Origin of the sequence: Nitratireductor sp. XY-223, from assembly GCF_004959855.1 — a bacterium.
Taxonomy (GTDB): Bacteria; Pseudomonadota; Alphaproteobacteria; order Rhizobiales; family Rhizobiaceae; genus Hoeflea_A.
Genome location: NZ_SPNT01000003.1, coordinates 42,665 through 65,699, shown reverse-complemented (window position 1 = coordinate 65,699; position 23,035 = coordinate 42,665). Strand labels below are relative to the sequence as shown.

Sequence of the window (23,035 nt, the reverse complement as noted above, 5' to 3'; positions counted from 1 at the left end):
GGATTTGAAATCCGAAACGGGGATACAGAACCATTGAAGAAAACGGATAACCCGCGTCGAAAAACGCGCCTCCTCCACGTCGCCCGCTCCGTGCGGATGACGCCGAACATGCAAAGGGTCACGCTTGGCGGCAGTGACCTTGCCGACTTTCCGGGCGAACAGGAGAGCGCGCATATCAAGCTCTTCCTTCCGGAGGCCGGTCAGTCCTCCGAGGAATTCGGCCGGCAGGTCCAAAGCGGCTCGAAGGCCATCACCCGGCGCACCTATACGGTCCGCCACCATCGCCCGGATGCCCTGGAACTCGACATCGATTTCGTTGTCCACGAGGGCGGCGGACCGGCCTGCGACTGGGCATTGCGCGCCGGGCCCGGCGACATCATCGGTGTTGCCGGACCCGGCCCCATCAAGGCACCGGATCGCGAATCGGACTGGTTTCTGTTCGGCGCCGACATGGCCGCCATTCCCGCTGCGGCGGCGGCGCTCGAAGCGCTGCCGCAGGACGCGGTCGGCCACGCGGTATTCGAGATCACCAGCGACGACGATATCCAGCCGGTCAGCGCGCCGCCCGGCATCATGATCCACTGGCTCGTGCATGAGGATCCGCATGTCAGCAGCGCGCAGCAGCTGGAGTTTTTCAGGACACTCGACTGGCCGACAGGACAGCCGGGGGTGTTCGTTGCCGGCGAATCCGGTGCCGTTGCGGGACTGCGCAGCTACCTGATCAAGGAACGGGGCCTCGACAAGCGCAAGATGTATATCAGCGCCTACTGGAAGATCGGGCTGATCGAGGACCAGCACCAGATAGAGAAAAACGCCGAGGCGGCGTAAAGCCGCGCTGCCGGGGGCACCGTTCCGCCAATCGGACGTCGAACCCGGATCAACAGAGCGGCTACCGCGGCGGCTGGCTAGCCGCCGTTTGCCGCATGTGCGTTTGTGCGGGACAATGTCCGGAAAGCGGACTCCATTCAATAACAAGTGTCCCCTGCCAACGGCAGCCCCGATTTCTCAAAGTTTTCTCAAGGAACCACCTGCCTGCCCCGCTTAATATGCCACTCAAGAAATCTTCCTGTTTCGATACGGAGGCTTATCTATGCTGGCACACTTGGTGAATGATCATGCATTGGCGTGCGAAACCGGAAGCGGTGTCGCAAATACTGCCGCCTGAGGCTCCGGCGGCACTCCCGATCGGCTGAGTCCGTCTGCCATCACGGTTCAACGCCGATTCCCAAATCACATGATGAAATTGACAAGGACAAGCGCGGCCATAGTCGCGGTTGGGTGTTTGCTTGCGGCCATTCCACGACCGAATGCACTGGCTGCAAGCTGCGCCGTCGTGTCGGAACTCGCAGCCTTTGTTTCGAAGGAAACGGGCTATCGGGGACCCGCAGCGTGCCCGCCCGTGCAGGTAACGACAACAGCCGTGCTGAGGTCGATGTTTGCAAAAGCCTACGCACATGGCGAAGAGCCGCTTGCCGCGTATCTGCCGGACAGCGGGCAGATACTGCTCAGCCCAACAATCGACCTCACCACCGCTCTCGGCCGTAGTTACCTGGTTCATGAAATTGTCCACGCCGCACAGGCTGCCAATGATCGGCCGGCCTCAACGTCATGTTCCGGATTGCTGGAGAGCGAAGCCTACTGGGTCCAGGCGCGCTACCTGCGCGCCCATGGTTTGGCCGAGGCGGCACGGCGATTTGAGCTGTTGAGCATTATGCATGGCGCCTGTCCTCAACCCTACTGACGGATGCGATTGACCGCCCGGTTCGTTCCTGGCCGAAGTCCGGACGCAAGCAGCCTCCATCACGGCGGAAGACCGCAATCGGCAAGCATCTCCGCAAATTCCTCGATCCTCTCCTTTGACCGATATGGCCAGATGTTTGACAGGGCACTGCAGCGAAGGTCCGGATCAAGGGCGAGAACGGCGGTTGCTTCCCTTTTGGCGCCATCAAACTCGCCGAGTTTGGCAAGGGCCGCCGCATGCAGCAGTCTGAGACCGCGATGCCTGGCGTCACGCCGAATGCCCTCCACCGCCGCCTTGCGTGCACCGGAATAGTCCTTGTTGTTGAAGCAGGCGTGGCCGAGTGCCGAGTAGTAGATTCGATTGGCCCGAAGCGGATTGTGCCGCAGTGCAAGGCGTGATTGCTTCAGTGCCTTGTCGACCTCTCCATTCATCGAGAGACAATAGGCGTAAACCATCCTGGAGTCGGCATGGCTGGGGTCGCATTCCACCGCCTTGAAGCCGGATGAGACGGAGTCTCGGTGCTGGCGGCGCCACAACTGGATATCACCCATGACCGAGTGGGCCCTGGCCAATCTCCGATCCAGCGTCAGCGCCTTGCGCGCCGTCTCGAACGCTTCCCCGATTGCCGTTTCCCGATCTTCCGACCAACCCTGGTTTCCCTCGTGGTTCTGCGCCCAGGCAAGTCCCGCATAGGCGGGTGCAAAAGTCTGATCGAGCCCGATCGCCCTTTGATACATTGTAATCGCCCGATTGTTCCCGTCTCGGGTCATTCGGGCATGGTGATAGTCTCCGCGAAGAACGTATTCATAGGCCTGCAACTGATCCTCGGGCAGGCGCAGCGCGCGTTGGCGCTCGATTTGCGGAAGCTCCGCCGACAATCTTTGAACAATCTTGAAAACGGTCGAATCGAGGAATTCGAACAAATCGCGAAGCAATCCCTGAAACCGCTCAGCCCAAACAAGGCGCAGATCAATCGCATCGTGAAGCTGGAGGTTGAGCCTGATCTGCTGATTGATTTTTGCAACATATCCCCTGAGCACATAACGAACGCCGAGCAATCCGGCCATGGTGCGCACTTCGACCTGTTGTCCGATCACACCAGCCGTCGCAGCCGGCGCAATGACGAACATGCTCCCATTCCTCGCCAACTCGGTCGCGACCTCGGCCGCCAAACCGGCTGCCAGGTAGTGCAAATCGGCGTCGCCGGCGCTGGGTTCGAATGAAAGAACCGCAACAGAGGCGATACCCGGGGGTTCGGACGCGCGGTCAACAATCTGATCGGCCTGGAGGCGGTGAATACGATCCGCCGGACCACCCGCGGTCTTAAACTCGTCGGCGGAAACCGGCTCGACGGGTCCGACGAAGCGAAATCCCCGCTTGCGGATGGTCCTTATCAGCCGCTGCTCGCGGCCGTTGTCACCGATGGCCGAGCGGGCCGCACTTATGCGGCTGAGAACGGTGGCATCTGAAACGATGCGACCGTTCCACACGACATCGAGGAGTTCGTCCACGCTGACAATGCGGTCACGATTGGCAACAAGATGGACGATCAGGTGGAAAACCTGCGGTTCAACCGAGCAAGGCTCCCCTGCCCTCAGAAGTTCGCCGCGATGCAAGTCGATTTCGACGTCATGGAACCGAAAAGCGGTCTGTGTCATCGCATTGGCCTTCATTCAATAATGGCAACAATCATAATCGACGGCCGGGCCGATTTCTGCAGGTTTTCTCAAGGAACAACCTGTCATCCGCAGTTAAAATCGCCGCTCATCAGGACAACTTCCCCGATATTTCGGCACGGAGGCTCAACTATGTTGACACATTCCGCAATAATTGCGGCATTTACTGCAATTTTCACGTTAGGTGCTTGCGCGGCGGTTGCTCAAACCGTCCAATCCGTCGAGTTCTCCAGCGCGAGCGCGCCGCCCACTGCCTTCCAGCTCAAACGCGCAAAGGCGCAGGGCAAGACCGCCAAAACGATACCGGGCGATCCGCTGAACGGGTACCTGCGCATGCCGGAAGGTGCCGGACCTTTTCCTGCTGTTGTGCTGCTGCATGGCTGTGAGGGCGTAAAGGCGTTTCACAACGACTGGGCGGCGTTTCTCACCGAGAACGGCTTTGCGACACTTCTTGTCGACAGCTTCTCCCCGCGCGGCCAGGACATTCCGATTTGCGATCGAATAAGCAACGAAAGACGCTCCAAACTCGTATCGGGACGTGTTTTCGATGCGTTCGGAGCTCTGCAATTCCTGTCGGAGCAGCCGAACATCGACACAGATCAGATTGCCGCTCTTGCCTGGACCCGCGAAACCGGAATCAGTCTGGTCAATCAGGACAGCGCTTCGCGGCTCTTTGAAGAGCGCTTTGCCGCAACCGTCCAGTTCTATCCGGAGTGCTTTTCAACCAGTGCCGGCGGCAATTTCTTCGCGCCTTTGCTGATGCTCTATCCGGGCAAAAATGACTGGTCGGTGAAGAAGGATTGCGCGGCGCTCGCCGCAAAATCGACCGGCATCAATCCGGAACTGAGGATTTACGAAGGCGCCTATCACGGATTTGACGATCCCGATTTTGCCGGCGGGACCAGCAAGGACGATTGGCAAAACATCTACAAGACGCCACCGAAAAGCGTGACCGTCCGCTACGACCCGCAACTCGCGGATCGTGCACGCCGTGAGATTCTGGAATTCCTGGGTCAGTCGCTCGGCAGGTAAGTCGCGCCCTTCCCGGCCAGACCCGCTCATACACGGCATTTCCGCGAATTGACATGATCGCGAGGGAAAATCATGAACCGTACATCTCCATCCACACCGGATTTCGATGCTATCAAATCAAAGCAGAATGCTTCCTGGGCTTCGGGCGATTATGCCCTGGTGGGATCAACGATCCAGATCATGGCGGAAAAACTGGCCGAGACCATGAACCTCGCGCCGCCGGCGAAGGTCCTCGACGTGGCCGCGGGCAGCGGCAATGCGTCGATCGCGTTCGCCAGGCGTTGGCACGACGTGACTTCGACCGACTATGTTGAATCCCTGTTGGCCAAAGGAAAGGCGCGTGCCGGTGTCTTCGGATACCGGATCAATTTTGAAACCGCGGACGCAGAAGCCTTGCCCTTCGATAGCGATGCCTTCGATGCGGTTGTCTCGACCGTTGGCGTGATGTTCGCCCCCAATCAGGAGCAGGCGGCAGCGGAGCTGACGCGCGTATGCAAGCCGCACGGGCTTATCGGACTTACAAATTGGACCGGCTCGGGATTTATCGGGCAGCTCCTCAAGACGATCGGGCAGCATGTTCCCCCTCCGCCCGGCGTGAACCCGCCCGCGGTCTGGGGTGACGAAGCCTGGCTCAAGGACACCTTTGCAGGGACGGTGCAAGATATTCGCTGCAGCAAACGGGACTATACATTCCGATATAAAGACGCCGGCCACTTCGTTGAGGTCTTCCGCACCTATTACGGCCCTGTTCACAAGGCTTTCCTGGCACTTGATGAGCCGCGGCAGCAAGCCCTGGCAGACGAGATCACGGCCCTGATAGCCCGGTTCAACAGGGCAACGGATGGCTCGATGGACGTTCCGGCCGAATATACGGAAGTTGTCATGGTGCGATGAGCGCCCGGCCGCGCAGGTGCTAAGCGAGCGGCTCGAAAGACGTCATCCGGCGAACCTGCCTGCTGCAACCGTAAAGTGATTTCGAATGGATTGCGCCAGCAGCGGACGAGAACAATTGCCACGCGGCATGCTATAACGATGCCGATGCCTGTTTTCCATTCGAAGCGGGAGCGCCGATACTGGCTTTATGCGCTGGCCGTTGTGGCAGCGATCTACGCAACGCTTGGCGTTTCACCGAAAATCGCCGGATTCCTGCGTGAGCACGGTCTCCTTGAGCCCGCCTTCGCCATGGGCATGATCCTCGTCGTGGCCTCTATCGTCACGAACGGGATGAAAGCGCGACCGGGCGGCGCAGAGATAACGGTCATTCTGGGCATCGCAGCCGTGTACATGTTGTTGTTCGTCCGGCTGGAGGCGTCGCTTGAGGAGCGTACCCATCTTATTGAATACGGCGTTGTCGGCGTATTCGTTTATGAAGCGCTCTCTGAGCGGGCGCGGAATGGCCATTCGATGATGACGCCGGCGGTGCCGGCCATTGCAGTGACCGCCGCCATTGGCGTGCTTGACGAATGTATCCAGGCCATACTGCCCAATCGCGTCTTTGACCCACAGGACATTCTTTTCAATGTTTTGGCGGGCACGATGGCTGTTGTTGCATGCACAGTACTGGCATGGGTGCGAAAAACCTGGGGCTGATGAAAACGAGACTGTACAAATGGCATCAAGTGCCTCCCGGGAAACGTTGCAACTTTCCGTTTTAGCCGGTTATTCTTCGACATAACTGATACGAAGTGTAAGTGGCGCTGAAGCAGGTCTGACAGCCGGGCGCCGGATTTGGATACGCCATGTGGTCTCGCCTGCTCGCTGTCACCTGCGCCGTGCTTCTGCTCACCACGCAGAGCCTGGCCGGTGCCAAAGAGGAAATCGCCGCACTCGCACCGTCGGGGCTGGTGCTTGTTCTTGACGAACAGGGCAACGAGCTGGTGGCTCACAACGCCGACAAATCCTTTGGCCCAGCGTCCGTCGCCAAGATCGTCACTGCCTGGCTCGCGATGGAGGTATTGGGGGGCGACTACCGGTTCAAAACCCGGTTCTACCTCGACGACGACAGGGTCCTTTATGTGCGCGGGAGCGGCGACCCGTTTTTGGTCTCGGAAGAGCTGGCGCTGCTGGCGTCCAGATTGATCAAGCTGGTCGGCGACAAGCCCTTTGGCGGCATCGTGCTCGACACGAGCTACTACCCCGCCGGCCTTCGCATCCCGGGCATCGAGGACGACAATGAGGCCTACAATGCGCCAAACGCCGCCTTCGCGGCGAACTTCAACACGATCCATGCCGTGCGACGCGGCAAAACGGTCAAATCAGCTGAAAAGCAGACGCCGATCACGCCGCTGGCGATCGCCCAGTTCCGCGCCCGGGGCCCTGCCGGTAGGGGCCGTATCAGCCTTCCCCAGAACGATCCTGCCGTGGGTGCCCGCTATGCCGGCGAACTGCTCGCGGCATTTATCGCAAAGGAAGGCGGCAGCGTCGAGGGAGAGATCTCGGTTGGCCTGGTGGCCGATGGCCTTGTGCCGGTTTACGTGCACCGGCAGTCCCGCGATCTTGCCGAAATACTGACCCAGATGCTGATCGGATCGAACAACTATATCGCAAACCAGATATTCCTGGAGATCGGCGCACACCGGTTGGGGGGCCCTGTCAGCCTTGAAAAATCGCTACAGGTCGCTGGAGATCTGCTCGCCGAACACGGCCTTGAAGACGCAGTCGTACTCGAGGAAGGCTCCGGCATCAGCCGTGGGAACCGGTTTACCGCGCACGGCCTCGCCAAGCTGCTCCATCACTTCGCGCCCCACGCCGATTTGCTGCGCAAGAGCCGCGCAGGATCCCGGTACAAGACGGGCACCATTCCCGGTGTGCGGACGCTGGCGGGCTACGCCGCCACTTCAAACCACGGGCTCGTGAGATTTGTCATCTCCCTGGGCGGCAAAACGGGCAAGACTCGTTTCCGGCTGTTGCGGGCAATCGAGCGCGGATTGTGACCGCGGAAGCCGGCTTGTACTAATTGCTCCTCGCCGGATAGCCGTTGGGGCGGCCGGGGATGGCTTTCAGGTATGCCGCAATCGCCTCGCGGTCGGAAGCCGGCAGCTTCGCCATGTTCTCCTGCACCGACACCATGGAGCCGCCGGCAGTGTCGAAATCCGGCGTGAAGCCGCTCTCCAGATAATAGGCGATGTCGCCGGCGCTCCAGCTCTTGATGCTGCCGTCCGGCGTGATGTTGGGGATGATGCCCTCGCCGTCGGGATTCGTCGCCCCGGCCAGCCATTCACCAAGCTCAAGGCCGCCGATCAGAGAACGCGGCGTGTGGCACTCGCCGCAATGACCCGGCCCCTCGACGAGATACTGGCCCCGGCTGACCGCCTCGTCGGGCGAAGCGAAGTCGATCACTGCGCCGTTGCGCAGGTACAGCAGGTTCCACAGGCCGACGGCGCGGCGGATATTGAAGGGAAAACCCAGCGCATGGTCGGGGGCGACATTGTCGCTCGCCGGCAAGGTCTGGAGATAGCCCCACATGTCGTTGAGGTCCGACATCGCGATGCGGGTATAGGAGGTGTAGGGAAAGGACGGATAAAGATGCGTTCCCTCCGGCGACGTGCCCTTTTTCATGGCTTCGGCGAACTGCCGAAACGTCCAGTCGCCGATGCCAGCCTGCGTATCGGGGGAAATGTTCGGCGCGTAGAATGTGCCGAAGTCGCTCTTGATCGCCAGGCCGCCGGAGAGCGTCAGCTTGTCGTCGCCCTTGGCGCCGGGCGCGGCATGGCAGGAGGCACAGCCGCCGGCCCAGAACATCTCCTCACCGCGTGCAAGGTCGGCCGTGCCGAGATCCGCGAACGCCGCCTCGTCGAGCCTGCCGGGCGCCGACAGGAACCAGAGCGCCACGGCCACAACGACCGCGAGTATGACCAGAAACCCGATAAGCCTGCGCATTGCCGCTCCACCGATCGTCGTTCAGAAGGGACCGCCCGCCCGAAGGCTGGCGGCCCACTCTAGCAGAGAAATTACGCAGTCCCTATTTCTTGGAGACGCGGTAAGTCTCGTGGCAGGTCTTGCAGTTCTGCGCCACCTTGCCGAATTCCGCGCGGAAGGCTGCAATGTCATGCGGCGCAGCTATCACTGCGTTCGCCGTGTCCGTGTCGAACTTTTTGACAGCCTCTTCGAAGCCGGCACGATCGCTCCAGATATTGGGGCTCGCCTCGGTTTCATGGCCCGTTTCCGTCCCCTCAGGGAACTGGTCGATGAAATTGACAGCAGCGGTGTTCATCGCCGCGAAGGCCTCTATCACCGCCGTCGCATCGTAGTCGATCTCGCCCTTGGCCGTCTTGGCGAGTGTGCCCATGGCCTGTCCGACGCTCTTCATCGATTGCTGGCGCTCCACCTGCGGCTCGGCGGCCACGGCCGCATTGCCGGATAAAAACAACGCCGCAATGGCGATGGCGAGAGCGTTTTTCATGAGGGTCTCCGTGTTTGGAACTGGAACAGTCCCGGCAATAGACAGGAAAATTGTGAATAGAAAAAGAACGGCTTTAGCCGGCTGACAAAAAAAGCCCCGGCGCGGCCGGGGCTTGGAGACTCGAATATTGTTCGTGCTTAGGCGGCTTCATAGAGCTCAAGCACATAATCCCAGTTGATCAGGCTGTCGACAAAGGCCTCGAGATATTTCGGGCGCTCATTGCGATAGTCGATATAGTAGGAGTGTTCCCAGACATCGACGCCGAGGATCGGGGTCGCGCCGTGGACCAGCGGGTTTTCGCCGTTCGGCGTTTTCATGATTTCCAGCTTGCCGTCCTTGACCGCGATCCAGGCCCAGCCGGAACCGAACTGCGTCATGCCGGCATTGATGAAATCGGCGCGGAACTTGTCGTATCCGCCAAGGTCGGAATCGACGGCGGACGCAAGCTTTCCGGGCAAGGCGGTGCCGCCGCCGCCCTTTTTCATCCACTGCCAGAAATGCACATGGTTGTAGTGCTGGGCGGCGTTGTTGAAGAGACCGGCATTGCTGCCGAAGGACTGGCGCACGACGTCCTCGAGCGGAAGGCCGTCCATGCCCGCCTCGGCGGCCAGCTTGTTGCCGTTGTCGACATAGGCCTTGTGGTGCTTGTCGTGGTGATATTCCAGCGTCTCGCGCGACATATAAGGCGCCAGCGCTTCGTAGTCGTAGGGAAGATCCGGAAGTTCAAAAGCCATGTCGCTCTCCTTTTCAGGCCATCGGCCGGTTGTTGGTTTGGCGTGGAACATATGTCCGGCGGGCGTGTACGGCAAGGCAATGCCGGCGAAATTTCCGGCCGGGCGGACGATTCATATCTTCGGGCCGGCGTGCGCCCAGTCCCAGTAGAGCTCCCGCGCCCGACGGGCCACGGGCCCGGCCTGCAGTTCGCGGTCCTCGATGCGGATGATCGGCACGACCTTGGAATGGTTACCGGTCGAAAAGATTTCGTCCGCGTCCATGAAATCGTCCACATGCAGGCGGCTCTCGACCACCTCGTGGCCATCTTCCTTCAGCAGCTTCATGATGCGCTGGCGGGTGATCCCGGCAAGGAACGTCCCGTTCGGAACGGGTGTGAAAACGACGCCGTCCTTGACGAGAAAGACGTTGGAGGTGCCCGTCTCTGCGACATTGCCGAGCATGTCGAGCACCAGCGCGTTGTCGAAGCCGCGGGACTTGGCCTCGAGGATCGCCCGGCCGTTGTTGGGATAGAGGCAGCCGCTCTTCGCGTTGGTCGGCATGGTCTCCAGGGAGGGCCGGCGGAAAGGCGAGACGGTGACGGAAAAGCCGTTCGATGGGATCATCGGCGCCTCGTAGAGGCACAGGCAGAACCGCGTCGAATCGGGATCGGCGGGCACAGACATGTAGCCGCCGTGTTCGGCCCAGTACATCGGTCGTATGTAGACGGCCGTGTCGCCGCCGAACTTCTTCAGCCCGTCCTGCGACAGGCCGTGGATTTCCTCGGCCGACATGGTCGCGTTCAGACCAAGCGCCCGCGCCGAATCGTTGACGCGCGCGCTGTGCAGGTCGAGGTCCGGCGCGACGTTCTCGAACCAGCGCGCGCCGTCAAACACAGAGGTTCCCAGCCACATGGCGTGCGATCGCGGACCCACCAGCGGCACGTTTCCCTGATGCCAGTCGCCGTCGACATAGGTCCATGTCTCCGATTGAACGCTTGAAACGACTGTCATGGAAAACCCTCCGGCTGCTCGGCACCAAAACCTCCGGCCCACTGAAATCGATCGCGACCGCGAGGTCAATATCAGTCGATCGCCCGTGCGCTCTTGACGAACCGGACAAGCAGGCACATGCTGCAGCGCAAAATGAAAGGACGACTGCAATGCCTCCCGCAAACGGATATGCGGCTTATGTTTTCGACGCTTACGGCACTTTGTTCGACGTGCACGCTGCCGTGCGCCGCCATGCGGCCGATGTCGGCCCCGAGGGCCAGCTGCTCTCCGAGATCTGGCGCAACAAGCAGCTGGAATACTCCTGGGTGCGAGCCCTTATGGGAGCCTATGCCGATTTCTGGCAGTTGACGGAACAGGCGCTCGACTTCGCGCTGGCCCGGGTTCCGACGGTCGATCCGAAACACCGCGATGTGCTTCTCGAGGCCTATTGGAAGCTCGACTGCTACGAAGAGGTGCCATCGGTCCTCAAGGCGCTGAAGGACCGCGGGGCAAAGCTGGCTATCCTGTCGAACGGCTCGCCCGAAATGCTGGATTCCGCGGTGCGGAACGCGGCGCTCGATTCGGTGCTGGACGATGTCTTTTCCGTCGACGAACTGAAGACATTCAAGGCGACGCCCGCCGTTTACGAGATGGTGACGACCGCCTACCGGCTCTACCCGGACGCGGTCTCCTTCCAGTCATCCAACCGCTGGGACATTGCCGGCGCCAAGAAATTCGGCTTCCGAACCGTGTGGATCAACCGCGCCTCCAATCCCGACGAATACCGGGACTATTCGCCGGATGTCGTGCTGCCGAACCTGCAGCAGCTCTGACACAAAGCGCCGCCCTGTCCCGAAGCGCGGAGAATCAGATAAGGATTATCCGCAGGATTCGGGATGACGGATTTGGCGGGGAACAACAAACGAATATCCGGGCTGTCACGCCGCTCTTTTCTCATGGCGGCGTCATTGGCGCTCGCCGGATGCGTCGACCGCATGTCGCCGGAGGGCTTCGGCCAGGAAACCGCCCCTTCCCGGCAGCTCAACTATCCGATCGAACCCTACGACATCATGTACGGCGACGTGCGGGACGGGGAATACAAGGTCCGCCCGGTCCCCTACCGGCGGCTCAATCCCGACGATCTGAGACAGATCGTCCACGACCGCACGCTGGAGCCGGTCGGCACTGTCGTCATCGATACGCGGCACCGCTTTCTCTATGTGATCCTGGACGACCGGAAGGCAGTGCGCTACGGCATCGCAACCGGGCCCGGTTTCTCGGGCACGCGGGAAACGCTGATCGTCAATGGACGGGAAAGCTGGCCGGTCTCGCAGGACGTCCGCAAGACCGGATCGAAACCGGAGAAGACGGCCGGTCCGAACAGCCTTTACGGCGCGCGGGCGCTCTATCTCGGCAACGGCGTCGTCATCCACGGCACGTCCCATTGGCGGGAAATCGGCACGTCGGCCGAGGCCGGCGGCATCGCCATGCTCAATCAGGACGTGATGGACCTGGACCGGCGCGTCAAGCCCGGCGCACGCGTGGTTATCCTATAGACCCTTCTTCAGGCTTCCGAGGATACCGCGCACCAGGGCGCGGCCAAGCGAACTCGCCACGGAGCGGGCGGCGGATTTCATGGCCGCCTCGGCGACCGACTGGCGACGGCTGCCCGAGCGGCGGCGACGCGGGCGCTTCCTCCTCGACGAACGCTTGCGCCCGCGGTCATCGTAATCGTCGTCGTCATCGTCGTCCGGATCGCCGAAGCCGGGCAAGGTCCAGCGGCGGCTCTCCTGCAGTTCCTCGTCGTCCTCCTCCTCACGCCGGCGCCGTTCCTCCTCGGCCTTGGCGGCATCCTCGGCACGCTTGCGCAGGATCTCGAAGGCCGAATTGCGGTCGAGATCCTCGTCATAGACGCCCGCAACGGGACTCAGATCCATCGTGTTGCGGCGCTCGCCGTCCTTCAGCGGGCCGAGCCGCGAGGATGGCGGACGGATCAGCGTCCGCTGCACGATCGAGGGGACGCCCTTCGATTCAAGTGTCGAAACCAGCGCCTCGCCGACGCCCAGCTTCGTAATCGCCTCGAAACAGTCGAAATCGGGGTTGGGCCGGAAGGTCTCGGCGGCCGTCTTCACGGCCTTCTGCTCGCGCGGCGTATAGGCGCGCAGCGCGTGCTGGATGCGGTTGCCGAGCTGCGACAGCACCGATTCCGGCACGTCGAGCGGGTTCTGCGTGACAAAATAGACGCCGACCCCCTTCGAGCGGATCAGCCGGACCACCTGCTCAACGCGCTCGACCAGCACCTTCGGCGCCTCGTCGAACAGCAAATGCGCCTCGTCGAAGAAGAAGACCAGCCGCGGCTTGTCCGGATCGCCCACCTCGGGCAGTTCCTCGAACAATTCGGACAGCAGCCAAAGAAGGAATGTGCCGTAGAGGCGCGGGTTCATCATCAGCTTGTCGGCGGCCAGGACGCTGATGGCACCGCGCCCGTCGGGGGTGGTGCGCATCATGTCGCTGATCTTGAGCGCCGGCTCGCCGAAGAACTTCTCGGCGCCCTGCTGCTCGAGCACCAGCAGATCGCGCTGGATGGCGCCGATCGACTGTTTCGAGACATTGCCGTACGTGCTGGACAGTTCCTTGCTGTGTTCGCCCATATAGGAGAGCATCGCCTGCAGGTCCTTCAGATCGAGTAGCGTCAGACCACCCTCGTCGGCGATCTTGAAGGCGATGTTCAGAACGCCTTCCTGCGCATCGGTCATGTCCATCAGCCGGGCGAGCAACAGCGGTCCCATCTCGGTGAGCGTCGTGCGGACGCGGTGCCCCTTATCGCCGAAGAGGTCCCAGAAGATGACCGGAAACTCCTGGAATTCATAAGGATCGAGGCCGATTGTGGTTGCCCGCTTTTCCAGAAAGTCCTTGTATTCGCCCATGGCGGCTATGCCGGAGAGATCGCCCTTCACATCGGCGCAGAAAACCGGGACGCCGGCATTCGAGAAGCCTTCCGCGAGGATCTGCAGGGTCACGGTCTTTCCCGTGCCGGTCGCCCCGGTGATCAGCCCGTGCCGGTTGGCAAAACCGAGATCGAGATATTCGCCCTTGTCAACCGAATCGTCCGGTTTGCGGCTGGTTCCGATATAGAGTTTGCCATCCTCAAGCATGTCGCTGCCCCGTCCCTCATGTTCAAACCGTCTATTTATAGGAGGGCCGCGAACCGGGGACAATTGCGCAATTGATACACGAGCGCGATAATCGGCCGGCATACATGAAGCGTGTGGCAGGCTCCGCAAACCGGGGGGCCGTCCAAGGCCAGTATCAGGGAGAACGATCGATGGAAAAGGTGGTTGGTATTGGCGGTCTCTTTTTCCGGTCAAGGGACCCGAAGGCGCTCGCGGTGTGGTACGCGCAGCACCTGGGGGTCGACGAGGTACCGGGCAGCTACGATGAGGAATGCTGGCAACAGGAAGCCGGCGCAACGGTGTTCGCACCGTTCAAAGAGGACACCGAGTATTTCGGCCGTCCCGAGCAGCAGTGGATGATCAATTTCCGCGTCAGGAACCTTGATGCAATGGTCGACCAGCTGCGCGGTTCCGGCATCGCGGTGGAGGTGGACGGCGAAACCTATCCGAACGGCCGCTTCGCGCGGCTCCATGATCCGGATGGCAATCCAATCGAGCTTTGGGAGCCGGCCGACGCCAGCCTGCCGTGAAGGTGCTAGCGCAGACCTTCCAGCAGCGCCGGCAAATCGGCGACGGTGTCAATGATGTGATCGGCACCGGCGTCCTTGAGTCGGCGTGAAGCAACGGCCCGCAGTGTCGCCACCTCGTCCTGATCCAGCGCCGCCAGTTCCTCGACGGTCTTGCCGACATAGTTTCCCGACATCGCGACGCCCACGGTCAGGCATCCGGCGGCAACACCCTCGGCAATGCCGGGCTCCGTATCGTCGACCTTGACGATCTGTTTCGCGTCGGCGATGCCGAGATCCAGGCAGCATTTGTAGATGCCCATCGGCGTCGGCCGGCCGAAGGGAAGATCGTCCGAGCAGACGAGATTGTCGGGGCTGTAACCCTGTTGCGCGGCGACCGGCAGCACATGTTGCATGATGGAGCGTGTGTAGCCCGTGGTCGATCCGATCTTCAGGCCCCTGGCGCGCAGCACCGCCACCGCCTCGCCCGCGCCCGGCACCAGCGTGGCATAGCGCGCCGCGACCCGTTCGTTCATCGGCAGAAATTCGCGGTACAGGGCGTCGATTTCACCCTCCCCGGCCGGTCTTCCGTGAGCCTCACGCCAGGCCCCGGCAATGCGCGGGTTGTCCAGCATCGCCTTGATGTGATCGCGCTTGGGCAGGCCCATCGGCGCCCGCGCCTCATCGATGCTGACCTCCAAGCCATTGGCGGCGAACAATTCGGCAAATACGCCCATCGGCGCAAAGGAGCCGAAGTCCACCATCGTCCCCGCCCAGTCGAACACCGCTGCCTTGTAGTCCGCGCCCAAGGTTTCCTCCGGGAGATTGTCCATGGTCTGTTTACACTCCAACGGTAGGCTGCGCGATAGGCCCAGACGACCGCAATGCGCAGGACATCATGAAAACCACCCGTCGCTTCCTGCTGAAAGGTGCCGCAACGGCGCTGCTCGCATCGCCGGCGACGGCGCGCGCCCAGCTCACGGACAATCTGTTCGCCGAGCTGCGCGGTTCGCTCGACGCGGTCGATCTCGGCATGCGTCCGGGTGTTTCGGACGATCAGAGCAAGATGCTGGAGGCCATCCTCAAGGAGGCTTCGGCGGAGCGGAAGCCGGTATTTCTTCCCGCCGGAACCTATACGGTCTCGAACCTCAACCTTCCCGACTTCGTCAACCTGACCGGCGTTGCCGGGGCGACGCGGCTTGTCTATGGCGGCGGCGGGCACTTGCTTTCGGCGGAGAATGCGGAGCGCATACAGCTTACGGGGCTGACCATCGACGGCGACAATCGCTGGCTCGCCGACTATGCCGAGGCGATCGTGCAGATCGGCGGCACGGATGAGGTCGTCATCAGCGACTGCGCCATCGCCGGCAGCCGCAAGCACGCCATCGCGCTCACCGGGTGCGGCGGTTCGGTCACGCGATCGACGATCTCGGGCGCGGCGCTCGCGGCAATCTATTGCCTTGAGAGCAAAGGAATGAGATTTGCCGACAACGACATCCTCGACTGCGCCAACGGCGGAATCCTCGTACACCGCTGGAAGGCCGCCTATGACGGCAGCATCGTCACCGGCAACCGCATTGCCCGCATCTCGGCGCAGGCCGGCGGTACCGGGCAGTATGGCAACGGCATCAACGTTTTCCGGGCCGGAAACGTCCTGATCGCCAACAATTCGCTGAGCGACTGCGCATTCTCGGCCATCCGCTCCAACAGCGGCTCGGACGTCCAGATCATCGGCAACCAGTGCCACAACAGCGGCGAGACGGCCGTCTATTCGGAATTCTCGTTCCAGGGCGCGGTGGTCGCCAACAACCTGATCGACGGGGCCGCCAACGGCATCTCGATCGCCAATTTCAACGAGGGCGGCCGGCTGGCCACCGTCAGCGGCAATATCATTCGCAATCTCAGCACCGAGGGACCTTACATTCCGGACGGTTTCGGCTTCGGCTGGGGCATCGGCGTCGAGGCCGACATCGCGGTGACCGGCAATGTCATAGACAACGCACCGCGCGCCGGCATGCTGATCGGCTGGGGGCCCTATCTCCGCGGGGTCGCGGCCACGGGCAACGTCATCCGCGACAGCGCCATCGGCATCGCTGTCTCGGTCGTCGAAGGCGCAGCGGCCACGCAAATCAGCAACAATATCTTCCAGAACACGCCCCGCGGCGCCGTCATCGGCTACCGCTGGCAGGATGCGGTCACCAGGGATCTGACGCAATCGGGCGCCCGGGAATTCGCGCACTTGACAGTGTCCGGCAACTCGGTCCTTTAAGCCCACTTCCGACGTGTTCTAGACGCCCGCCACGCGGATCGTCGCCACCTCGATGCCATTCCAGTTCTTCAGCGTCCTGTTGGCCTGGGCCATCAAGGCGGCACGGGTTTCCCCGTCGGTATCAAGATAGCGTGCGATCAGTGCCGCGACCGTTGCGTCGACCGCGCGCTTCGTGCCGTCCTCGCATTTGACGGCAATGGAGATGCCCTCCTGCGGCAACACGGCGCAAAAGACGCCTTCCGCACCGGTCTTTGCGAAAATCCGTCCCGGCAGTGTTTTCATGAGCCGAGTGCAGGTCCGTTTGGTGCCGGCGACGAAAAACGGCTCGGCCATGCAGGCATCGATCAGCCGCGTGGCCGCCTTGGCGCGCAACGGCTCCAGCCCTTTTCCGGACGCCATTTTCGCAAATCCGCCCGCCAGGGCGGTCAGCGGAATGGCATAGGTCGGGATCGAGCAGCCGTCGGTGCCGCAATTGTCGACGCCGAAATGCGCGCCGGTGAGGTCCGCCATGACGTCCCGGATCATGCCCTGGATGGCATGGTCGTAATTGATGTAGCCGGCGTGATCGATGCCGAGATGGCAGGCCGCGCAAATGAAACCGGCGTGCTTTCCCGAACAGTTGTTGTGGAGCTGGCTGGGCTCCGCCCCGGTCTTTGCCAGCGCGATCATGGCATTCTGGTCCATGGGCCAGTGGCATCCGCACTCGAGCGCCGGTTCGCCCCTGTCCGCCGCCGCGAGCATCGACGCCGCCAGATCGGCGTGCTCGGGTTCGCCCGAATGGGAGGCGCAGGCGAGCGCCAGTTCCTTGTCGCCGAAACCGAACGCGTCGGCCGCACCGCTCTCGACCAGCGGCAGCGCCTGCATCGCCTTCACGGCGGAACGCGGAAACACCGGGGCGTCGACGTTGCCAAGCGAAAGCAAGGTCTTGCCATCGCTGTCAACGAACACCGCCGATCCGCGGTGCCTGCTTTCCACGCGCCCGCCCCGGGTGACTTCAACGATCACGGGATTTGTCATCAAATCGCCTCAAAGTCTGCATCCTGTTTTCAATAGCGGTTGTGGGACTCGCTGACAATCGCCCAATTGCCGGTGCTTGAACCACCGTCACAATCGGGCGCTACACCGGTATGCCGCATAAGGGCGATGCGCTGCGACCGGAGCAGAATACGCGTTGGCCGCGACCGATCCGGTGTGTGGACATCGCATGGCAATTGAAGTGTATTGTTAGACGGAAACTCAACCTGGAGGAAATACGCATGTACAGACTAACCGCCCTCGTCGGCGCTGTATTCCTTGCCTTTAGCCCCGGACTTGCCCAGGCCCAGCAGCCCGTGCCGGCGGCACCGGCGCCGTCCTATGAATATGTCCAGCAGGCAAGCTCGCTGCAGTTCGACGGCACCACGCTGACCCTCCAGGGCGTATCGCCCTCAACGGTCTTTTTCACCGACCGGCCCTACCGCCTAACCGGACTGGTCTCGACCGGGCAGTTCGCCGAACTGTGGAACGCGCCGGACGGCCCGTTCGCCTCCAATCCGCCCAATGCCGCAGTGTCCGTGCTCGGCAATATCAAGGACGCACCGGCGATCGTCGAACTGACCAGCGCCGAGATGGACGGCGTGCAAGTCAAATACGGCGTCAAGGTGCTGTCCGGCGAATTGCCGGAATCGGCCGATAATGTCGCGCTGTTCGTCGACCACGGTCCGAACCCGCACCGGCAACCGGTGTCCGGTCGTCACGTCGGCTACTATCCGTATCACCCGATCCCCGGCCCCTATTGCTATCACGCACCGCAGGATCCGGAGTGCCACTACCACCCCTACCATCCCTATCCGCCCTACCCGCCCTATCCGTACCACCCGTACTACTATCCGGGCGCGGCCTTTGCGGCAGGCGCGGCAGTGGGTGCAGCCGCGGCAAGCCAGCCGCAGGCAACCTATATCTACCCGATTCCGGCAGGTCCGATCCCGGCGCATTGCTACATCAACAGCGCCCACACCCGGATGATCTGCTCGGTGCCGATCAATTAGCGGCAACCACAGGAACGCAGGAACAGGGCCCGCGCGAGCGGGCCCTTTCATTTTCGGCTAGGTGTTGCGGCGGCTCAGCGCCTCTTCCCATTTAAGGGCATGGGTCACGATCTTCTCAAGATCGTCGTAACGCGGTGTCCAGGCGAGGCTTTCCCGGATGCGGTCGGCATTGGCGACAATGGTCACCGCATCGCCGGCACGGCGATCCGCCATGCGCACCTCGAAGTCCGAACCGCTGACGCGCTTGACCACGTCCACCACCTCAAGCACGGAATGGCCGTGGCCGTAGCCGCAATTGGCGACCAGGTTGTCGCCGCCCGAACGCAGATGCTGCAGGGCCAGATAATGGGCCTCCACCAGGTCGGTCACGTGGATGTAGTCGCGGATACATGTGCCGTCCGGCGTCGGATAGTCGGCGCCGAAGACCTGCATAAAGGGGCGCTTTGAGAGCGCCGCCTGCGTCGCAACCTTGATCAGATGGGTCGCGTCGCGGGTCGATTGCCCGGTGCGCCCCGCAGGGTCGGCGCCCGCAACATTGAAATAGCGCAGGCAGGCATAGGTGAGCGGGTGCGCGGAGGCCGCGTCGCGCAGCATCGTCTCCGTCATCAGCTTGGACGTGCCATAGGGTGACTCGGGATGCAGCGCGGCATCCTCCGACACGGTTTCCGCGGTTTCGGGTGTTCCGTAGACCGCAGCGGTGGAGGAGAAGATGAAATGCGGGACGCCCGCATCGACGCAGGCCTCGATGAGGGCGCGCGATTTGACCGTGTTGTTGAGGTAGTAGCCGAGCGGGTCGGTCACGGATTCCGGCACGACGATGGAGCCGGCGAAATGAAACACCGACTGCACGGCGTGTTCGCGCAGCACCGCGCCGACCGTATCCGGATCGCCGATATCGCCAACCACCAGATTGGCCTCCGAGGGCACAGCCCAGTCAAACCCGGTGGAGAGCCGGTCGATAACCACGACTTTCTCGCCGGCGTCGAGCAGGCGCCAGACCATATGGCTGCCGATATAGCCGGCGCCCCCGGTTACGAGCACGGACATGCATTCACCTCATCGCAGACAATTTCGAATCGTCGCGGCTACTGGTTAGCACAGGCAGCCGCCGGGCCGCGAGAGGCGTGGTCGAAGATCGGGTGCGCTAGCGCACCCGTTCCATGATGGAGACATAGTTGGCGACCGCGGCGCCGCCCATGTTGAATATGCCGCCGAGGGTCGCGCCGTCGACCTGGATGTCGCCGGCCTCGCCGCACAGCTGCATCGCGGTGAGCGCATGCATGGAAACGCCGGTGGCGCCAATCGGGTGTCCCTTGGACTTGAGGCCGCCGGACGGGTTGACCGGCAGGCGGCCGTCCTTGGCGGTCTCGCCCGACATTGCAACCGCCCCGCCCTCGCCGCGCTTGGCAAGGCCCATCGCCTCGTATTCGATCAGCTCGGCGATGGTGAAGCAGTCGTGGGTCTCGACGAAGGACAGGTCATCCAGGGACACGCCGCTGGTCTTGAAGGCGCGCTTCCAGCCCTCCTCGCAGCCGTCGAAAAGCAGGATGTCGCGCTTCGACATGGGCAGGAAATCCTGGACATGCTCGGCCGCGCGGAACATGACGGCGCGCGGCGCTTGCATCGCAGTCTCGAGTTCGGTCAGCACGATCGCCGCGGCGCCGTCGGAGACGAGCGAGCAGTCCGTGCGCTTCAGGGGGCCGGCGACGAATGGGTTCTTTTCGCTCTCGTTGCGACAGAAGTCGTAGCCGAGGTCCTTGCGCATCTGCGCATAGGGATTACCAACGCCGTTCTTGTGGTTCTTGGCGGCAAGCATCGCCAGCGCGTCGGACTGGTCGCCGTGGCGCTGGAAATAGGCGTGGGCGATCTTTCCGAACACGCCGGCAAATCCCGCCGGGATCTCGCCGTCTTCGGGAAGATACGAAGCCTTCTTCAGGTTCTCGCCGATTTGCGGACCCGGCGTCGTGGTCATCTGCTCGACGCCAACGACGAGGACATTACGGGCGCCGCCCGCCTTGATGGATTTCATGCCCTGATGAATGGCCGCCGAACCAGTGGCGCAGGCGTTTTCGACACGCGTTGCCGGCTTGAAGCGTAGCCTGTCATCGGCCTGCAGCACGAGGCTCGCGGTGAAATCCTGCTGGCTGAAACCGGCATTGAAATGGCCGAGCACGATCTCGTCGATGTCCTGCGCCTCAAGGCCGGCGTGCTCGATGGCGTTGGACGCGACGCCGACGATCAGGCTTTCAACCGTCTCGCCCTCCAGTTTTCCGAACTTCGAGTGCGCCCATCCGGTGATGCAAGCTGTCATGTCGCCGTCTCCGCCTGATGCCCGGGTTTGGTGTCCGGGCCGTTGATCCTGTCCGCCCATCATGATCCATACGGGCGGCCGCTTCAAACACAATAGGCCGTTCAAGGTCCTACCGGCCTATATTGTTCAAGGCTTAAAAATATCAAGGGGCGTTTGCAACCGAAATGTTGCAGCGCACACAGCGGTGACCTCGGGTTTGTCACTTTGGTTCGCAACCGATACCGTTTTTGTCCCGGTCCAGACCGTAGATATCCTTGCCGATGACCCTGACCGGCCCTTTGACATAAGCCGGACCGTTGCCGTTGCCGTCAGCGCAATCGACATCCGATGCTATCGGGACACAGGGCGTGTAGTTGGGATCGCACTCGTCAGTTTGAGCCGTTGCCGAGTTCGCAAGCAAGGTGAAGGCTACGATGCAAAATCGCGAAAACACTTATACAACCTCAGGTGCCGCAGTATGACGCCCTGAGGTTGTTGCGTAAAGCGATGCACCCGTCGAGGGTTAAGCAAACCTTCGCGAAATGCAAAGAATCAGCGGCTCAGTAGCCGCTGATCGCCTTCACTTCGAGGAAGTCTTCGAGGCCCCAGCGGCCGCCCTCACGGCCGTTGCCGGACTGCTTGTAGCCGCCGAATGGGCTGCCGGCGGGACGCTGGGCTCCATTGATCTGCACCATGCCGGCCCGCAACTGTTTCGCAACCCGCCTCGCCTTGGCCTGATCGGCCGTCTGCACATAGGCGGCAAGGCCGTAGGGCGTATCGTTGGCGATCGCGATCGCCTCTTCCTCGGTGTCGAACGGGATCATGGCAAGGACCGGGCCGAACACCTCTTCGCGTGCGATCGTCATGCCGTTGTCGACGTCGGCAAACACGGTCGGCCTGACAAAATAGCCTCTGTTGAGGCCATCGGGGCGGCCGGGTCCGCCGGCAACCAGGCGCGCGCCCTCGTCGATGGCCGTGTTGATGAGACCCTGCACCTTGTTGAACTGCGCTTCCGAGACCAGCGGGCCGATATGCCGGCCTTCCTGCGTCGGATCGCCGACCTCGACCTTGCCCGCATATTCGCCCGCCAGCCTGACGGCATCATTGTAGACGGAACGCTGAACCAGCATGCGGGTCGGCGCGTTGCAGGACTGGCCGGTGTTCTCCATGCAGCCGAATACGCCCTTCTTGATGGCGGTCTCGAGATCGGCGTCCTCGAAGACGATGTTCGGCGACTTGCCGCCGAGTTCGAGGGTCACGCGCTTCACCGTTTCGGCGGCGGCGCGCGACACGGCGGCGCCGGCTCTGGTCGAGCCGGTGAAGGACATCATGTCGATGTCCGGGTGGCGGGACATCGCCTCCCCGACCACAACGCCCTCGCCATTGACCAGATTGAAGACACCTTTGGGAAAACCGGCAGCGTCGATCATCTCGGCAAAGACGATGGCCGACAGCGGCGCGATCTCGCTCGGCTTCAACACGCATGTGCATCCAACGGCCAAGGCCGGCACGACCTTGAGCGCGATCTGGTTGACGGGCCAGTTCCACGGGGTGATCAGTCCGCACACGCCGATCGGCTCATGGACGATATGTTCGCCCTGGCTGTCGAGGTCTTCCTCGAAATGGTACTGCGACAGCGCCTGCAGGAAGCCCTCGACATGGAAGGGGCCGGAACCCGCCTGCCCGCCGCGCGCCAGCTTGATCGGCGCGCCCATCTCCACCGACACCGCCTGGGCCATCTCCTCGTTGCGCTCGTGCATGATCTCAAGCAGCCTCTCGATCAGCCTGATGCGTTCCTCGAGAGTTGTTTTGCTGAAGCTTTCGAACGCACGCCTGGCCGCGGCGACGGCGCGGTTGACGTCCTCTTCCGACCCGAGTGAGATCACCGCACAGGCCTCCTCGGTCGCGGGATTGATCACCTCGCAATCGTTCGGCCGGGCCGGCGCCACCCATTCACCGTCGATGTAGAATTCCGTTTTCCTCATCATGGCTCGCTTCTCCTGCGCTCCTCAATTTTCTGCGCCAAGGCTTAGCGCCTCCGCCACCAAAATCAATCAAATAAACAGCACCCATTTTCCGGTTGACCGAATTTTTTTTGATTCTCAGCCCGGATTATCCCGATATTGTCTCATGCTTGCACGAGCAGCCAAACCGGGAGAGCCTACCCGGACTGCAAATCTTCAGGCGGACGCCAGATTTTTATTGAATGAACGACC

Annotated in this window: 23 protein-coding genes; 12 read left to right on the top strand and 11 right to left on the bottom strand. The window is 62.0% G+C overall.

Annotated features, from left to right (window positions below; all coding sequences use genetic code 11):
• Positions 1-90: 90 nt before the first annotated feature.
• Positions 91-828, top strand: coding sequence for a siderophore-interacting protein (locus E4M07_RS11910; RefSeq protein WP_281404985.1), 738 nt, complete (start codon positions 91-93; stop codon positions 826-828).
• A gap of 406 nt (positions 829-1,234) precedes the next feature.
• On the top strand, positions 1,235-1,741 hold the full coding sequence (locus E4M07_RS11905) for a DUF6647 family protein (RefSeq protein WP_136658576.1): 507 nt from the start codon (positions 1,235-1,237) through the stop codon (positions 1,739-1,741).
• A gap of 59 nt (positions 1,742-1,800) precedes the next feature.
• Here the strand turns inward: E4M07_RS11905 and E4M07_RS29525 are convergent, their stop codons facing one another.
• Positions 1,801-2,478, bottom strand: a complete 678-nt coding sequence (locus E4M07_RS29525) for a tetratricopeptide repeat protein (protein WP_246660437.1) — start codon at positions 2,476-2,478, stop codon at positions 1,801-1,803.
• Positions 2,479-2,517: 39 nt separating this feature from the next.
• Here E4M07_RS29525 and E4M07_RS29520 point away from each other — a divergent pair, with 39 nt between their 5' ends.
• The 5 genes from E4M07_RS29520 to E4M07_RS11880 all read left to right on the top strand — a co-directional run bounded on the left by E4M07_RS29520 (position 2,518) and on the right by E4M07_RS11880 (position 7,382).
• Positions 2,518-2,964 (top strand): hypothetical protein, encoded by a 447-nt coding sequence (locus tag E4M07_RS29520; protein ID WP_246660436.1) that lies wholly within the window; start codon positions 2,518-2,520, stop codon positions 2,962-2,964.
• 318 nt (positions 2,965-3,282) lie between these two features.
• Positions 3,283-4,449 carry a dienelactone hydrolase family protein gene (locus E4M07_RS11895; protein WP_136658574.1) on the top strand — a complete coding sequence of 389 codons (1,167 nt, stop codon included), beginning with the start codon at positions 3,283-3,285 and terminating at the stop codon, positions 4,447-4,449.
• A gap of 72 nt (positions 4,450-4,521) precedes the next feature.
• On the top strand, positions 4,522-5,343 hold the full coding sequence (locus E4M07_RS11890) for a class I SAM-dependent methyltransferase (protein WP_136658573.1): 822 nt from the start codon (positions 4,522-4,524) through the stop codon (positions 5,341-5,343).
• 138 nt (positions 5,344-5,481) lie between these two features.
• Complete coding sequence (locus E4M07_RS11885; RefSeq protein ID WP_136658572.1) at positions 5,482-6,039, top strand: VanZ family protein; 558 nt, start codon at positions 5,482-5,484, stop codon at positions 6,037-6,039.
• A gap of 149 nt (positions 6,040-6,188) precedes the next feature.
• Entirely contained in the window at positions 6,189-7,382 is a 1,194-nt protein-coding gene (locus E4M07_RS11880; RefSeq protein ID WP_136658571.1) for a D-alanyl-D-alanine carboxypeptidase, read from the top strand.
• A 19-nt stretch (positions 7,383-7,401) separates the two neighbouring features.
• Here E4M07_RS11880 and E4M07_RS11875 read toward each other — a convergent pair whose 3' ends face one another.
• The 4 genes from E4M07_RS11875 to E4M07_RS11860 all read right to left on the bottom strand — a co-directional run bounded on the left by E4M07_RS11875 (position 7,402) and on the right by E4M07_RS11860 (position 10,575).
• Positions 7,402-8,328 (bottom strand): cytochrome c, encoded by a 927-nt coding sequence (locus E4M07_RS11875; protein WP_136658570.1) that lies wholly within the window; start codon positions 8,326-8,328, stop codon positions 7,402-7,404.
• A gap of 82 nt (positions 8,329-8,410) precedes the next feature.
• On the bottom strand, positions 8,411-8,851 hold the full coding sequence (locus E4M07_RS11870; RefSeq protein WP_136658569.1) for a cytochrome c: 441 nt from the start codon (positions 8,849-8,851) through the stop codon (positions 8,411-8,413).
• Positions 8,852-8,988: 137 nt separating this feature from the next.
• Complete coding sequence (locus E4M07_RS11865) at positions 8,989-9,585, bottom strand: superoxide dismutase (protein WP_136658568.1); 597 nt, start codon at positions 9,583-9,585, stop codon at positions 8,989-8,991.
• Positions 9,586-9,696: 111 nt separating this feature from the next.
• The gene (locus E4M07_RS11860; RefSeq protein ID WP_136658567.1) at positions 9,697-10,575 is read right to left on the bottom strand and encodes a branched-chain amino acid aminotransferase; all 879 of its coding nucleotides are present in this window, start codon (positions 10,573-10,575) and stop codon (positions 9,697-9,699) included.
• Between the two features lie 149 nt (positions 10,576-10,724).
• On the opposite strand from E4M07_RS11860, the gene E4M07_RS11855 reads away from it, so the two are divergent.
• Positions 10,725-11,387 carry a haloacid dehalogenase type II gene (locus E4M07_RS11855; protein WP_136658566.1) on the top strand — a complete coding sequence of 221 codons (663 nt, stop codon included), beginning with the start codon at positions 10,725-10,727 and terminating at the stop codon, positions 11,385-11,387.
• Positions 11,388-11,450: 63 nt separating this feature from the next.
• Positions 11,451-12,110, top strand: a complete 660-nt coding sequence (locus E4M07_RS11850) for a L,D-transpeptidase (protein WP_136658565.1) — start codon at positions 11,451-11,453, stop codon at positions 12,108-12,110.
• Here the strand turns inward: E4M07_RS11850 and E4M07_RS11845 are convergent.
• The gene (locus tag E4M07_RS11845; protein ID WP_136658564.1) at positions 12,105-13,709 is read right to left on the bottom strand and encodes a helicase HerA-like C-terminal domain-containing protein; all 1,605 of its coding nucleotides are present in this window, start codon (positions 13,707-13,709) and stop codon (positions 12,105-12,107) included. The genes E4M07_RS11850 and E4M07_RS11845 overlap by 6 nt on opposite strands.
• Before the next feature lie 170 nt (positions 13,710-13,879).
• Between E4M07_RS11845 and E4M07_RS11840 the strand changes: the two genes are divergently transcribed.
• Complete coding sequence (locus E4M07_RS11840; RefSeq protein WP_136658563.1) at positions 13,880-14,257, top strand: VOC family protein; 378 nt, start codon at positions 13,880-13,882, stop codon at positions 14,255-14,257.
• Between the two features lie 5 nt (positions 14,258-14,262).
• Here the strand turns inward: E4M07_RS11840 and phnX are convergent, their stop codons facing one another.
• Positions 14,263-15,066, bottom strand: a complete 804-nt coding sequence (gene phnX, locus E4M07_RS11835) for a phosphonoacetaldehyde hydrolase (protein WP_136658562.1) — start codon at positions 15,064-15,066, stop codon at positions 14,263-14,265.
• 65 nt (positions 15,067-15,131) lie between these two features.
• On the opposite strand from phnX, the gene E4M07_RS11830 reads away from it, so the two are divergent.
• The gene (locus E4M07_RS11830) at positions 15,132-16,502 is read left to right on the top strand and encodes a TIGR03808 family TAT-translocated repetitive protein (protein ID WP_136658561.1); all 1,371 of its coding nucleotides are present in this window, start codon (positions 15,132-15,134) and stop codon (positions 16,500-16,502) included.
• 18 nt (positions 16,503-16,520) lie between these two features.
• On the opposite strand, the gene E4M07_RS11825 is transcribed toward E4M07_RS11830, so the two are convergent.
• Positions 16,521-17,519 (bottom strand): asparaginase, encoded by a 999-nt coding sequence (locus E4M07_RS11825; protein WP_136658560.1) that lies wholly within the window; start codon positions 17,517-17,519, stop codon positions 16,521-16,523.
• A 239-nt stretch (positions 17,520-17,758) separates the two neighbouring features.
• Here E4M07_RS11825 and E4M07_RS11820 point away from each other — a divergent pair, with 239 nt between their 5' ends.
• Positions 17,759-18,529 carry a hypothetical protein gene (locus E4M07_RS11820; protein ID WP_136658559.1) on the top strand — a complete coding sequence of 257 codons (771 nt, stop codon included), beginning with the start codon at positions 17,759-17,761 and terminating at the stop codon, positions 18,527-18,529.
• Between the two features lie 57 nt (positions 18,530-18,586).
• Here E4M07_RS11820 and galE read toward each other — a convergent pair whose 3' ends face one another.
• The 3 genes from galE to E4M07_RS11800 all read right to left on the bottom strand — a co-directional run bounded on the left by galE (position 18,587) and on the right by E4M07_RS11800 (position 22,807).
• Positions 18,587-19,576 (bottom strand): UDP-glucose 4-epimerase GalE, encoded by a 990-nt coding sequence (gene galE / locus E4M07_RS11815; RefSeq protein ID WP_136658558.1) that lies wholly within the window; start codon positions 19,574-19,576, stop codon positions 18,587-18,589.
• Positions 19,577-19,673: 97 nt separating this feature from the next.
• Complete coding sequence (locus E4M07_RS11810; RefSeq protein WP_136658557.1) at positions 19,674-20,840, bottom strand: acetyl-CoA acetyltransferase; 1,167 nt, start codon at positions 20,838-20,840, stop codon at positions 19,674-19,676.
• A 539-nt stretch (positions 20,841-21,379) separates the two neighbouring features.
• A complete protein-coding gene (locus E4M07_RS11800; RefSeq protein ID WP_136658556.1) occupies positions 21,380-22,807 on the bottom strand; it encodes an aldehyde dehydrogenase family protein in 1,428 nt (475 codons plus the stop codon).
• Between the last annotated feature and the right edge of the window lie 228 nt (positions 22,808-23,035).

What these genes read in the sequence shown, in the direction of transcription:
- E4M07_RS11905 (WP_136658576.1), top strand. Translation starts at nt 1,235, where the DNA reads ATGATGAAATTGACAAGGACAAGCGCGGCCATAGTCGCGGTTGGGTGT.
- E4M07_RS29525 (WP_246660437.1), bottom strand. Translation starts at nt 2,478, where the DNA reads ATGTATCAAAGGGCGATCGGGCTCGATCAGACTTTTGCACCCGCCTAT.
- E4M07_RS29520 (WP_246660436.1), top strand. Translation starts at nt 2,518, where the DNA reads ATGGTGATAGTCTCCGCGAAGAACGTATTCATAGGCCTGCAACTGATC.
- E4M07_RS11895 (WP_136658574.1), top strand. Translation starts at nt 3,283, where the DNA reads ATGGACGATCAGGTGGAAAACCTGCGGTTCAACCGAGCAAGGCTCCCC.
- E4M07_RS11890 (WP_136658573.1), top strand. Translation starts at nt 4,522, where the DNA reads ATGAACCGTACATCTCCATCCACACCGGATTTCGATGCTATCAAATCA.
- E4M07_RS11885 (WP_136658572.1), top strand. Translation starts at nt 5,482, where the DNA reads ATGCCGATGCCTGTTTTCCATTCGAAGCGGGAGCGCCGATACTGGCTT.
- E4M07_RS11880 (WP_136658571.1), top strand. Translation starts at nt 6,189, where the DNA reads ATGTGGTCTCGCCTGCTCGCTGTCACCTGCGCCGTGCTTCTGCTCACC.
- E4M07_RS11875 (WP_136658570.1), bottom strand. Translation starts at nt 8,328, where the DNA reads ATGCGCAGGCTTATCGGGTTTCTGGTCATACTCGCGGTCGTTGTGGCC.
- E4M07_RS11870 (WP_136658569.1), bottom strand. Translation starts at nt 8,851, where the DNA reads ATGAAAAACGCTCTCGCCATCGCCATTGCGGCGTTGTTTTTATCCGGC.
- E4M07_RS11865 (WP_136658568.1), bottom strand. Translation starts at nt 9,585, where the DNA reads ATGGCTTTTGAACTTCCGGATCTTCCCTACGACTACGAAGCGCTGGCG.
- E4M07_RS11860 (WP_136658567.1), bottom strand. Translation starts at nt 10,575, where the DNA reads ATGACAGTCGTTTCAAGCGTTCAATCGGAGACATGGACCTATGTCGAC.
- E4M07_RS11855 (WP_136658566.1), top strand. Translation starts at nt 10,725, where the DNA reads ATGCCTCCCGCAAACGGATATGCGGCTTATGTTTTCGACGCTTACGGC.
- E4M07_RS11850 (WP_136658565.1), top strand. Translation starts at nt 11,451, where the DNA reads ATGACGGATTTGGCGGGGAACAACAAACGAATATCCGGGCTGTCACGC.
- E4M07_RS11845 (WP_136658564.1), bottom strand. Translation starts at nt 13,709, where the DNA reads ATGCTTGAGGATGGCAAACTCTATATCGGAACCAGCCGCAAACCGGAC.
- E4M07_RS11840 (WP_136658563.1), top strand. Translation starts at nt 13,880, where the DNA reads ATGGAAAAGGTGGTTGGTATTGGCGGTCTCTTTTTCCGGTCAAGGGAC.
- phnX (WP_136658562.1), bottom strand. Translation starts at nt 15,066, where the DNA reads ATGGACAATCTCCCGGAGGAAACCTTGGGCGCGGACTACAAGGCAGCG.
- E4M07_RS11830 (WP_136658561.1), top strand. Translation starts at nt 15,132, where the DNA reads ATGAAAACCACCCGTCGCTTCCTGCTGAAAGGTGCCGCAACGGCGCTG.
- E4M07_RS11825 (WP_136658560.1), bottom strand. Translation starts at nt 17,519, where the DNA reads ATGACAAATCCCGTGATCGTTGAAGTCACCCGGGGCGGGCGCGTGGAA.
- E4M07_RS11820 (WP_136658559.1), top strand. Translation starts at nt 17,759, where the DNA reads ATGTACAGACTAACCGCCCTCGTCGGCGCTGTATTCCTTGCCTTTAGC.
- galE (WP_136658558.1), bottom strand. Translation starts at nt 19,576, where the DNA reads ATGTCCGTGCTCGTAACCGGGGGCGCCGGCTATATCGGCAGCCATATG.
- E4M07_RS11810 (WP_136658557.1), bottom strand. Translation starts at nt 20,840, where the DNA reads ATGACAGCTTGCATCACCGGATGGGCGCACTCGAAGTTCGGAAAACTG.
- E4M07_RS11800 (WP_136658556.1), bottom strand. Translation starts at nt 22,807, where the DNA reads ATGATGAGGAAAACGGAATTCTACATCGACGGTGAATGGGTGGCGCCG.